The 12132-nt window shown below is 67.6% G+C and carries 10 protein-coding genes; 9 read left to right on the forward strand and 1 reads right to left on the reverse strand.

Features of this window, described 5'->3' with window-relative positions:
• Window positions 1-184 precede the first annotated feature (184 nt).
• The 4 genes from hemE to BLO63_RS10605 all read left to right on the forward strand — a co-directional run bounded on the left by hemE (window position 185) and on the right by BLO63_RS10605 (window position 3646).
• Window positions 185-1246 (forward strand): uroporphyrinogen decarboxylase, encoded by a 1062-nt coding sequence (gene hemE / locus BLO63_RS10590; RefSeq protein WP_091440062.1) that lies wholly within the window; start codon window positions 185-187, stop codon window positions 1244-1246.
• 24 nt (window positions 1247-1270) lie between these two features.
• Window positions 1271-1696 (forward strand): protoporphyrinogen oxidase HemJ, encoded by a 426-nt coding sequence (gene hemJ / locus BLO63_RS10595; protein ID WP_091440064.1) that lies wholly within the window; start codon window positions 1271-1273, stop codon window positions 1694-1696.
• Window positions 1697-1940: 244 nt separating this feature from the next.
• Entirely contained in the window at window positions 1941-3206 is a 1266-nt protein-coding gene (rho, locus tag BLO63_RS10600; protein ID WP_018388498.1) for a transcription termination factor Rho, read from the forward strand.
• 35 nt (window positions 3207-3241) lie between these two features.
• The gene (locus tag BLO63_RS10605; RefSeq protein WP_205409303.1) at window positions 3242-3646 is read left to right on the forward strand and encodes a hypothetical protein; all 405 of its coding nucleotides are present in this window, start codon (window positions 3242-3244) and stop codon (window positions 3644-3646) included.
• A 334-nt stretch (window positions 3647-3980) separates the two neighbouring features.
• On the opposite strand, the gene BLO63_RS10610 is transcribed toward BLO63_RS10605, so the two are convergent.
• Window positions 3981-6011, reverse strand: a complete 2031-nt coding sequence (locus tag BLO63_RS10610; protein WP_091440068.1) for a thioredoxin domain-containing protein — start codon at window positions 6009-6011, stop codon at window positions 3981-3983.
• A gap of 92 nt (window positions 6012-6103) precedes the next feature.
• On the opposite strand from BLO63_RS10610, the gene mnmE reads away from it, so the two are divergent.
• The 5 genes from mnmE to BLO63_RS10635 all read left to right on the forward strand — a co-directional run bounded on the left by mnmE (window position 6104) and on the right by BLO63_RS10635 (window position 12124).
• Window positions 6104-7495 (forward strand): tRNA uridine-5-carboxymethylaminomethyl(34) synthesis GTPase MnmE, encoded by a 1392-nt coding sequence (gene mnmE, locus BLO63_RS10615; RefSeq protein ID WP_091440070.1) that lies wholly within the window; start codon window positions 6104-6106, stop codon window positions 7493-7495.
• Between the two features lie 223 nt (window positions 7496-7718).
• Window positions 7719-9575, forward strand: a complete 1857-nt coding sequence (gene mnmG, locus BLO63_RS10620; protein WP_091440073.1) for a tRNA uridine-5-carboxymethylaminomethyl(34) synthesis enzyme MnmG — start codon at window positions 7719-7721, stop codon at window positions 9573-9575.
• A 68-nt stretch (window positions 9576-9643) separates the two neighbouring features.
• A complete protein-coding gene (gene rsmG / locus BLO63_RS10625) occupies window positions 9644-10348 on the forward strand; it encodes a 16S rRNA (guanine(527)-N(7))-methyltransferase RsmG (protein WP_091440075.1) in 705 nt (234 codons plus the stop codon).
• Entirely contained in the window at window positions 10341-11201 is an 861-nt protein-coding gene (locus BLO63_RS10630; RefSeq protein ID WP_205409304.1) for a ParA family protein, read from the forward strand. The genes rsmG and BLO63_RS10630 overlap by 8 nt, the downstream gene beginning before the upstream one ends.
• 11 nt (window positions 11202-11212) lie before the next feature.
• Window positions 11213-12124, forward strand: coding sequence for a ParB/RepB/Spo0J family partition protein (locus BLO63_RS10635; protein ID WP_091440080.1), 912 nt, complete (start codon window positions 11213-11215; stop codon window positions 12122-12124).
• Window positions 12125-12132 lie beyond the last annotated feature (8 nt).

Consider the following 12132-nt stretch of genomic DNA (forward strand, 5'->3'; position numbering starts at 1 on the left):
TAAGCCCTTCATCCGACTGGATTATGGATTCATCCGCGGCCGGCCCGCAGGCGACAAGGCTGGGGGCGTGTTGTGGGCAGGGAGGAACATGTCTAATCCCCTGCTCACTACACAGACAACCTTCGATTCAAAGTGCTTAAAGAAGTATGAAGAGGCAGGGGACAAGCGGATGGAAAGCGCCGGAATGGAAAGCGCCAGGGCAGAGGCCAGCGTGAAGAACGAGCCGATCCTGCTGCAAGCGCTGGACGGACGGGTGCCGAACCGCACGCCGATCTGGATGATGCGTCAGGCCGGGCGCTATCTCCCGGAATACCGGGCGGTGCGCGAGAAGGCCGGTGATTTCCTCACCCTCTGTTACACGCCCGATCTCGCCGTCGAGGTGACGCTGCAGCCGATCCGGCGCTTCGGCTTCGATGCGGCGATCCTGTTCTCCGACATTCTCGTCGTGCCGCATGCGCTCGGCTGCCCGCTGACCTTCGAGGCCGGGGAGGGACCCCGTCTGGTGCCTGTCACCACCAGCGCCGAGCTTGCCGCCCTGCGCGAGGAGCTGGACCCGGACAAGATCGACCGGGTGCTGGAAGCGGTCAGCCGCATCCGGGCCGAGCTTCCCAAAGAGACGGCGCTGCTCGGTTTCTGCGGCGCGCCGTGGACGGTCGCGACCTATATGATCGCCGGGCGCGGCACGCCGGACCAGGCGCCGGCGCGCCTCGCCTCGCTGCGGGACCCGGCGTTCTTCACCGCGCTGATCGATCGGCTGGTGGAAACTTCGGCCCGCTATCTCGTCGGCCAGCTCAAGGCCGGCGCCGATGCGGTGCAGATCTTCGACAGCTGGGCCGGGGTGCTGGATCCGACAAGCTTCCGTCGCTGGTCGATCGAGCCGATCCGCCGCATCGTATCCCTGGTGCGGGCTGAAGTTCCCGGCGCGCGCATCATCGCTTTCCCGAAGGGCGCCACTCTGCCCGGCCTCACCGCGATGGTGCAGGCGACGGGCGTCAATGCGGTGGGGCTCGACTGGACCGCCGATCGCCCGGCGACCCGCTATGCGCTGGGGGCGAAATGCGCGCTGCAGGGCAATCTCGATCCGCTCACCCTGATCGCCGGTGGCCGGGCGCTCGATGCGTCGATCGACGCGATTCTGGCCGATTTCCGCGGCGCCTCGCATGTGTTCAATCTCGGCCATGGCATCCGCCCGGAAACGCCGATCGTCCATGTCGAGCAGATGATCGCCCGCATTCGCGGCGTCTAGAGGCAGGGCCGGGTTGGGATTGCCATGCTGTATGAGTGGATCAAGGCGCTGCATGTCATGGCCATCATCTCCTGGATGGCGGCGCTGCTCTACATGCCTCGGCTGATGGTCTATCACTGCGACGCGCCCAAGGGCTCGGCGCAGTCGGAAACCTTCAAGGTGATGGAGCGGCGCCTGTTGAAGGCGATCTCCCGCCCGGCCATGGCGGTGAGCTGGCTGGCCGGGCTCTACCTCGCCTGGGAGGGCGGGTGGTTTGCGTCCGGCTGGTTTCACGTGAAACTGGCGCTGGTGGTCGGCATGACCATCGCGCAGGAATATCAGGCCCGCTGGGTCGCCGATTTCGCCGCCGACCGGAATGTCCGGCCGGCGCGTTTCTTCCGCATGATGAACGAGGTGCCGACGCTGTTGATGATCGGCATCGTCATCATGGTCATCGTAAAGCCGTTTTAAGCGGGTTAAACCGTCATACGGCAGGCTTGCGCCGGTTCGCGGCTTTGCCTATGGTGCGCGAACTCCACGAAGCTGGCTGTCGCTCCGTTCAGACGGGCATCTCCCCGATGCCGCACGGTGTGCCGGACAAGAAGCCGATCCCCTCGGCCTGGGTCCGCAGACCAGCGCTTCCCACCTTTTGTCGTTTCGGCGGGTGTTTTCCCGACCGGCTACGTCCACATCAGAAATATCGAGGCCCTTTCCCATGGGGGAAATGAAGCTCCAGGACCTCAAGTCCAAGAACCCCGCCGAACTTCTCGTGGTTGCGGAGGAGCTTGAGGTCGAGAACGCCAGCACGCTGCGCAAGCAGGAGCTGATGTTCGCCATTCTCAAGCAGCTCGCCGCCAAGGACACCGATATCATCGGTGAAGGCGTGGTCGAGATCCTTTCCGACGGTTTCGGCTTCCTGCGCTCGCCGGACGCGAATTATCTGCCCGGCCCCGATGACATCTATGTCTCGCCGAGCCAGATCCGCCGCTTCGGCCTGCGCACCGGCGACACGGTCGAAGGCCAGATCCGCTCCCCGAAGGACGGGGAGCGCTATTTCGCCCTCCTCAAGGTCAATACGATCAATTTCGAGGACCCGGACAAGATCCGGCACAAGATCAACTTCGACAACCTGACCCCGCTCTATCCCGACGAGCGGCTGAAGCTGGAAATCGAAGACCCCACCCGCAAGGATTTCTCGGCCCGCGTCATCGATGTCGTGGCGCCCATCGGCAAGGGCCAGCGCGGCCTCATCGTCGCCCCGCCGCGCACCGGCAAGACGGTGCTGCTGCAGAACATCGCCCAGTCCATCACCACCAATCATCCCGAGTGCTACCTCATCGTGCTGCTCATCGACGAGCGGCCGGAGGAAGTTACCGACATGCAGCGTTCGGTGAAGGGCGAGGTTGTCTCCTCCACCTTCGACGAGCCGGCGCAGCGCCATGTGCAGGTCGCCGAGATGGTGATCGAGAAGGCCAAGCGCCTGGTCGAGCACAAGCGCGACGTGGTCATCCTTCTCGACTCCATCACCCGTCTCGGCCGCGCCTACAACACGGTGGTGCCGTCGTCGGGCAAGGTGCTGACCGGCGGTGTCGATGCCAATGCGCTGCAGCGGCCCAAGCGCTTCTTCGGCGCGGCGCGCAACATCGAAGAAGGCGGCTCGCTCACCATCATCGCCACCGCGCTGGTCGATACCGGCTCGCGCATGGACGAAGTGATCTTCGAAGAGTTCAAGGGCACCGGCAATTCGGAGGTCATCCTCGACCGCAAGGTGTCGGACAAGCGCGTCTTCCCGGCGATCGACATCACCCGCTCGGGCACCCGCAAGGAAGAGCTGCTTGTGCCGGCCGACGTTTTGAAGAAAATGTACGTCCTGCGCCGCATTCTCAACCCGATGGGCACGGTCGACGCGATCGAGTTCCTGGTCGACAAGCTGCGCCAGACCAAGACCAATGGCGACTTCTTCGATTCCATGAATACCTAAGGCGTAAAGCCGAAGCAGACCGCGGGGAGGCGGGCATGAGGGCAGGGCAGTTCTACCGGCTTTCCGTCATGGCGCTTCCCCTCACACTGCTTCTCGCGCTGCCGGTGCAAGCCGGCGTCGCGGAACGCGAGCCGCCGACAGCGGAACTCTGGCTGTTCGTCATCGGCATCGCCGCGCTCAGCTGGGTCATGGCCTGCCGGCGCTGGTGGCTTCCCCTCGCCGTGTGGCTGCCCACGGCCCTGTTCGTCGCCAGCCTCATCGCCGACTTCGCCGATCCGGTCATCGGGCCGGCAGTCCGCGAGGAACTCGGGCTCGCCTATGTGCTGCAGGCGGACCTCGCCGGTGCGCTGATGCTGGTGGTGCCGCTGATGCTGGCCAATGTGAAGTTCAGCCGGCTGGACACGGATAACCGTCCGGGAATGCGGCGCCAGCGACGCTGAGTGCTTTATCGCAATAAAGGCCGCGATATTTTCGATATCTCAGGCGAATTTGCCAAGATAACATCATTTCGCTGACGAAATGATGGCCTTCAGAAATGACTCAGGACGGGCGAAGAGCTGGTCGTCCGATCCATTCCTCGCAAAAGTGGAAACGCCCGCCAGCGGGCATTTCTGTTGATTTGACCGGGGGGTGGGGGGTTTCTCCCCAGATTATCCACAGGCTTACCCACAAAGGCCGCCGCGACGGCCGATTCGACCCCAACACGCTGCCGGCTGCGCCCAAACCGTCCGCTCCTGCCGGCAAGCCAGGCGAGGGCCTCATCGGCCGCCTCGCTCAGCCGCCGCGCAGCAATTCCTCCAGTCGATTCACTTCCGTAACGGGCAGCGAGCAACTGCCGCCAGCGCAGACAAAAGCGGCGGGCGCGCCGTTGCCGACATTGCCTCCGCTCGTCAGGCTTGTCGCCTTCGCGCGCGCGGGGTGATCGGTGGGCAGGGCCGAGGAATCGCTCACGCGCTGCACACTGACATCGACCAGCGGCATCCGGCGGGCGGCGTCTGCGAGCACGTCAGCCTCCGCACCCGCGCCGATCACCACCACCTCGCGCGCCCTCAGCCTTGTGTCGAGCGCGTTGAGCAGGCCGGCATGGCTGTAGAGATGCGGCGCGGCACGCGGCAGCAGCGCATCGAACAGACGGTCGGCACGGGCGCGGTAGGCATCATCGCCGGTCAGGATCGCCAGCCGCACCAGGTTGCGGGCGATCAGCGCCTGCGGGCTGGTCACGGCGTCATCGGCGGTGGCCTCCGGGCGCAGGATCAGCCCTTCCGCGTCATCGGCGGTGAGATAATAGCCGCCCGCTTCTGTCGCGTGATGCGTTTCCAGCATCGCCTGCCAGGCAATCGCCTGATCGAGATAGGCCCGCTCGCCCGTTGCTTCCGCCAGCGCCAGCGCGGCGCCGATCATTGCGGCGTAGTCGGCGGAAAGGCCGGGGAACACCAGCCGCCCGGCACGCCAGCTATGGCCGAGCCTGCCGTCTTTCACCATCGATTCGGCGATGAAACGGAAGGCGCCAGCGGCCAGCTTCACCCATTCCGGCCGTCCGATGCGCGGGGCGACGCCCACCAGCGCCGCGATCATCAGCCCGTTCCAGTCCGCCAGCACCTTGTCGTCGCGGCCGGGCGGCACGCGCTTTTCGCGCACGGCAAGCAGCTTGTCGCGCAGCATGGCGAGCCGGATTTCGTCGGCGCCCGAGCGCTCCATCTCCTTCAGCCGGTTGGGAATCGACACGCCTTCCCAATTGCCGAACGGGGCGATGTCATAATGGCGGGCGAAGAACTCGGCGTCCTGCGCGCCCAGCGCGTCCAGCACCTGCTTCAGCGTCCAGACATAATAGCGGCCCTCATGGCCCTCGGAATCGGCATCGAGGCTGGCGGCGAAGGCGCCGCCCTCGGTCATCATCTCGCGCTGCAGCCAGCCAACGGTCTCGATGGCGCGGGCGCGGAACAGCTCCGCACCGGTCTCGGCATAGGCGAGGCCGAGCAGGTCGAGGATCTGCGCATTGTCGTAGAGCATCTTCTCGAAATGCGGCACCAGCCAGCGGTCATCGACGCTGTAGCGGGAATAGCCGCCGCCAATATGGTCGTAGATGCCGCCCTCGCTCATGCCGTCGAGCGCGTGCAGCGCCGCGTCGCGCAGTCTCGTTCGCCCGGTGCGCTCCCAGCCGCGCCAGAGCAGTTCGAGGAACGGCGTGTTGGGGAATTTCGGCGAGCCCTGCAGCCCGCCATGCTCGGTGTCCATGATGCCGAGAATGCGCCCGGCGATGTCGTCGAGCTCATTGGTGCCGATCACCACCTGGCCGGCCGGGCGGGCCTTCTGCCGCAGCCGTTCCAGCAGGGCGGCGCGGTTCTGGGTGATGCGCGGATCGCCGGAAGCATAGGCGCCGGCCATGGTCTTCAGCACCTCGGTAAAGGCAGGCTGGCCATAGCGCGGCTCTTTCGGGAAATAGGTGCCGCCCCAGAAGGGCGCGCCCTCGGGGTCGAGGAACATGGTCATCGGCCAGCCGCCCTGGACGCCCAACTGCTGCAGAGCGGCCATATAGATCTGGTCGACCTCCGGCCGTTCCTCGCGATCGACCTTGATGTTGACGAACAGCTCGTTCATTACCGCCGCCGTCGCCGCATCCTCGAAGCTCTCATGCGCCATCACATGGCACCAGTGGCAGGCGGCATAGCCGATGGAGAGCAGGATCGGCCGGTTGCTGCGGCGGGCCTCGTCGAAGGCGTCCGGCGTCCACTCCCACCAGTCGACAGGGTTGTCCTTGTGCTGCAGCAGATAGGGGCTGGCGGCGGCGGCGAGCTGGTTGGGCAAGATGTCGCTCCGGCTTGGGACACAGTATCGTGGCGCGGCGGCAGGCGTTCATTTCAGGAGACGCGGCCGATTCAACAGATAGGGCGTAGCGGGTGGACGTGCAGGAAAAAAGCGCAATCGACAAAAGCGCCATCGAACCTCCCGTGGCCGGCGCCGACACCATCGCGGCCGTTTCCTCCGGCAGCGGCGGCGCGGTTGCCGTCATCCGCCTGTCCGGCCCGCAGGCCGGGGCTGTTCTCGTGGCGCTGGCCGGCCGGTTGCCCGAGCCGCGCCGGGCGCATCTGGCGCGGCTGCGCCACCCCACCTCCGGCGAGGTGCTCGACCAGGGGCTGGCGCTCTGGTTCCCCGGCCCGCGCAGCGCGACGGGGGAGGACATGGCCGAACTGCAGATCCATGGCGGGCGCGCGGTGGTCGCCGCCGTGCTCGGCGCCGTGCTCGCCGTCCCCGGCCTGCGGCCGGCGGAAGCGGGCGAGTTCACCCGGCGCGCCTTTCTCAATGGGCGGATGGACCTTACCGAGGCGGAGGGCCTGGCCGATTTGATCGGGGCGCAGACGCAGGCGCAGCGCCGGCTCGCCTTCGCCCATGCCTTCGGCCATCTCGGCCAGCGGGTGGAGGACTGGCGCCGCCGCCTGATTCGCGCCATGGCGCTCATTGAGGCCGGCATCGATTTCGCCGATGAGGACGATGTGCCGGCCGGTGCGCGCGCGCTGGCGCGGCCGGAGGTCGAGGCGCTGCAGGCCGAACTGCAGGCGGCGCTGGCCGACCGGCGCGGCGCCCTGGTGCGGGAAGGGGCGCTCATCGCCATTGCCGGCCTGCCGAATGCCGGCAAGTCGTCGCTGATCAACGCGCTGGCGCAGCGCGACATCGCCATCGTCTCCGACGAGCCGGGCACCACGCGCGACCTGCTGGAGGTGGCGCTCGACCTCGACGGCCACAAGGCGACACTCGTCGACACCGCCGGCCTGCGCGAGGCCGAGAGCAAGGTGGAAGCCGAGGGCATACGCCGCGCCCGCGCCCGCATCGCCGATGCCGATCTCGTGCTGTGGGTGCATGATCTTTCCGCCGGGCCGGCGCCTGAGGCCTGCCCTTCGATCGAGGTCGACGCCCCGCTCTGGCTGGTGGCCAACAAGATCGACCGCGCCGACGCCGCGCCGGCGCCGTCGGCCGGCTGGGCGGTTCAGGACTACAATGTCTCGGCGGCGAGCGGGGAGGGGCTGGAGGCGCTGACCCGCGGCATCGGTGGCTTCATCGCCGCACGAACGGAAGGCGAGCACCCGGCGCTGATCCGCGCCCGTCACCGGGCCAGCGCCGGGCAAGCGGCCGCGCATCTCGCCGTCGCTCTGGGGCAGTGGGAACGGCTGGACGACGAGTTGCTTGCGGAGGAGCTTCGGCTTGCCGCCCGCGCGCTCGGCCGGATGACCGGGGCGATCGGCGTCGAGGATCTTCTCGATGTCGTGTTCCGCGAGTTCTGCATCGGCAAGTAGCGCCGCCGGCGGGCGCGGATTCACGTGAAACACAGGGAGTGCCGAGGCCGATTCGTAAACGAAATGTTTCACGTGAATCAGGCTGCGCTGCTGTCCACAAGTGGTGAGGGTCTCGCTCCGGCTTGACGGCGGGGCAAATCGCTGGCTGAACAGGCCATCCCTTCGCCCGCCGAGATGCGCGCGCCCGTTGTCACGGCGCGACAGAAGCCTGCGAGCCTGCCCGATGACCGCTCACTCTCTCTCCTTCGACGTCGTCATTATCGGCGGCGGCCATGCCGGCACAGAGGCGGCGGCCGCTGCCGCGCGGCAGGGTGCCCGCACCGCGCTGGTGACGCACAGCCACGCCACGCTCGGCACCATGTCGTGCAACCCGGCGATTGGCGGGCTGGGCAAGGGGCATCTCGTGCGCGAGATCGACGCGCTGGACGGGCTGATGGGCCGCGTCGCCGACCAGGGCGGCATCCAGTTCCGCCTGCTCAATCGCCGCAAGGGCCCGGCGGTGCGCGGCCCTCGCGCCCAGGCCGACCGCAAGCTCTACGCCCAGGCGATGCAGCGGGCGATCGATTCGCAGCCGAACCTATTCGTGGTGGAGGGCGAAGCCGACAGCCTGATCCTCCAGGAGGGGCGCGTCACCGGCCTGGTTCTGGCAGACGGGAGGCGCCTCGAAGCCGGCGCCGTCGTCGTCACCACGGGCACCTTCCTCAACGGGCTGATCCATATTGGCGACCAGCAGATCCCGGCGGGGCGGATGGGCGAGGCGCCGGCACGCGGGCTCTCCACCTCGCTCGCCGCGCTGGGGCTTCGGCTCGGCCGGCTGAAGACCGGCACGCCGCCGCGCCTCGATGGCCGCACGATCGACTGGGCCGGGCTGGAAATGCAGGAGGGCGACACGCCCCCCGAACCGTTTTCCTCGCTCACCGCAGCGATCACCAACCCGCAGGTGATGTGCGGCATCACCCGAACGACGCCGGAAACCCATGCGGTGATCCGCGCCAATATCGCCCGCTCGGCGATGTACTCCGGCAACATCCAGAGCGTCGGCCCGCGCTATTGCCCCTCGATCGAGGACAAGATCGTCCGCTTCGGCGAGCGCGAAGGCCACCAGATCTTCCTGGAGCCGGAAGGGCTGGACGATCCCACCGTCTATCCCAATGGCATCTCCACCTCGCTGCCGGAAGAGGTCCAGCGCCTGCTGCTGGCAACCATTCCGGGTCTGGAACGGGTGCGCCTCATCCGTCCCGGCTATGCGATCGAATATGACCATGTCGACCCGCGCGAACTGGAGCCGACGCTGGAAGTGCGCAAGGCGCCCGGCCTGTTCCTCGCCGGCCAGATCAATGGCACGACCGGCTATGAGGAAGCGGCGGCGCAGGGTCTGGTCGCCGGGCTGAACGCGGCGCGCCGGGCGGGCGGGCAGGACGGCGTCACCTTCGACCGGGCGGAAGCCTATATCGGGGTGATGATCGACGATCTCGTCACCCGCGGGGTGAGCGAGCCCTACCGCATGTTCACCTCGCGGGCGGAGTATCGCCTGTCGCTGCGGGCTGACAATGCCGACCAGCGCCTCACCGCCAAGGGCGACGGGCTCGGCCTGGTCGGCGCGGCGCGGCGGGTGCAGTTCGCCGCCCGTCGGGAGGCGCTGGCGCGGGTCTCGGCCTGGAGCCGCTCGGTGTCGATCACTCCGGGGGAGGGCGATGCGCACGGTCTCACCCTCAACCGCGACGGCCAGCGCCGCACGGCGTTCGATCTGCTGTCCTACCCACATGTCGGCTGGGCCGATATTTGTCGCATCTGGCCGCAGGTGGCGGGCGAGGATGCCCGCATCGGCGAGCAGGTGGAGGTCGATGCCAAATACGCGGTCTATCTCCATCGCCAGGAGGCCGACATCGCCTCGTTCCGCCGCGACGAGGCGGCGGAGCTGGCGGAGATGGATTATCGCGGGCTGGCCGGGCTCTCGAACGAGATCAAGGCCAAGCTGGAATCGATTCGGCCCCGTACCATTGGCCAGGCCGGTCGCATCGACGGCATGACCCCGGCGGCGCTGGCGCTGCTGGCGGCGCATGCCCGCCGGGTGTCGTGAGGCGCGCCGGCGGGTTTTGTCGCGCGCGCTCCGGCTGCTGCGGGGGCGGGGATGCGGTATAAAGCGCCATGTCCAGGAATGATTCGTCCGATCGCGCCCGCGCGCTGAGCCTCACCCCTGTTTCACGTGAAACGGAACAGCGGCTCGACGTCATTGTCGGTCTGCTGGAGAAATGGCAGCGCACCATCAATCTGGTCGCGGCTGCCTCGCTGCCGCAGGTGTGGACCCGGCATGTCGCCGATTCGCTCCAGCTGATCCCGCTCGCCGGCGAGGTCAGGCGCTGGGTCGATCTCGGCTCGGGCGGCGGCTTTCCCGGTCTGGTGGTGGCAGCGGTGCTGGCGGAGCGTCCCGACGCCGATGTGACGCTGGTGGAAAGCGACAGTCGCAAGGCCGCCTTCCTGCGCGAAGCGGCGCGGCTGGCCGAGCTTCCGGTCACCGTGCTGCCATCGCGAATCGAACAGGTCGCCGCCGTGCTTGCGCCGGGGGTCGAGGTCGTGTCAGCCCGCGCGCTTGCGCCATTGCCACGGCTGCTGGAGCTGGCGGCTCCCTTCCTTGCGCAGGGAGCGACCGGGCTGTTCCTCAAGGGACAAGATGTTGATAACGAATTGACCCAGGCAGCTAAATCTTGGAGAATCGAGGCTGAGATTAGGGCGAGCCTGACCGATGGCGGCGGCCATGTCCTGATCGTCCGCAACGCAGTCCCGCTGGGGCCTGACGGGGCCGGCGAGTCTTCGGGCGGCAAGGGATTTTCGCAGGGTGGACATCATGGATGAGGCTTTGCTCGCTCCGGCCGCGCCCCGGCCGGTTCCCCGCGTCCTGGCCCTGGCCAACCAGAAGGGCGGGGTCGGCAAGACCACGACGGCGATCAATCTCGGCACCGCCTTGGCGGCGATCGGCGAGACGGTGCTGATCATCGACCTCGACCCGCAGGGCAATGCCTCCACCGGGCTCGGCATCGACCGCCGCAGCCGGCGGGTTTCGACCTATGATGTGCTGACCGGCGAAATCGAGCTGCGCGAGGCGGTGCTGGAGACGGCGGTGCCGCGGCTGCATATCGCGCCCTCGACCATGGACCTGTCCGGCATCGAGCTGGAACTCGCCAGCCAGCGCGACCGGGCCTATCGCCTGCGCGACGCCATCCGCCGGCTGAACGGTCCGGCCGAGCAGTTCGAACGGGCCCGTAACGATATTGATTACACCTACGTTTTGATCGACTGCCCGCCCTCGCTGAACCTCATCACGGTCAACGCCATGGCGGCGTCGAACGCCATTCTGGTGCCGCTGCAGTGCGAGTTCTTCGCGCTGGAGGGTCTCTCCCAGCTGCTGAAGACGGTGGAGCAGGTGCGGACCACGCTCAACCCGGAGCTCACCATCCACGGCATCGTGCTGACCATGTTCGACGCGCGCAACAATCTCTCGACCCAGGTGGTCGACGATGTGCGCCAGTTCATGGGGTCCAAGGTCTATGAGACCATCATCCCGCGCAATGTGCGGGTGTCGGAGGCGCCGTCCTATGGCAAGCCGGTGCTGCTGTACGATCTCAAATGCGTCGGGTCGCAGGCCTATCTTCGTCTCGCATCCGAAATAATCCAGCGCGAGCGCAGCCTGCGCCTCGCGGCGGCGTAGGGGAGGGGGCGATGGCCATGGCGGAAGACGGCGGACGCTCGCGGCTCGGGCGCGGCCTTGCGGCGCTGATCGGCGATATGGGCGAGGACAGCGGCGCGGCCAATGACCGGGGCCGCATCGGCGGCGGGGCGCGCAAGGTGCCGCTCGCCTTTTTGCGGGCCAATCCGCGCAACCCGCGTCGGACCTTCGCCGAGGGCGATCTCGACGATCTCGCCGCCTCCATCCGCGAGCGCGGCATCATCCAGCCCATCGTCGTGCGCCAGGTCGCCGGCGAGCGCGAGGCCTATGAGATCGTCGCCGGCGAGCGCCGCTGGCGCGCCGGCCAGCGCGCCGGCATCCATGAAGTGCCGATCGTCGTCGTCGAGGTCGACGATCGCGAGGCGCTGGAAATCGCCATCATCGAGAATGTCCAGCGGGCCGATCTCAATCCGCTGGAAGAGGCGGCGGGCTATCAGTCGCTGGCCGACCAGTTCGGCTATTCGCAGAGCGACCTCGCCCGGGTGATCGGCAAGAGCCGCAGCCATGTCGCCAACACCATGCGGCTGCTGCGCCTGCCGGAGACGGTGAAGCAGTTTCTCGCCGATGGCCGCCTCTCGGCCGGCCATGCCCGGGCGCTGCTGACCCAGGACGACCCGGAGACGCTGGCGCAGGCCATCGTCGCCCAGGGCATGAATGTGCGGGCGATCGAGGCGCTGGCGCAGGAGCTCAACGTCGCCAAGGCGGAAGCCGCCGGCAAGCCGCCGAAAAAGGCCAAGCTGCATCCCGCGCTCGACGCCGACACCGCCGCGCTGCAGCGCCGCCTCTCCGACGAGCTGGGCCTCGCCGTGACGCTGAAGCACGATGGCGAGGCGGGCGAGATCCGCATCCGCTATTCCTCGCTCGACCAGCTGGACGAGGTCTGCCGGCGTCTGGCGGGGATCTGATTTCCGGC

The organism is Ancylobacter rudongensis, assembly GCF_900100155.1.
Lineage (GTDB): Bacteria > Pseudomonadota > Alphaproteobacteria > Rhizobiales > Xanthobacteraceae > Ancylobacter > Ancylobacter rudongensis.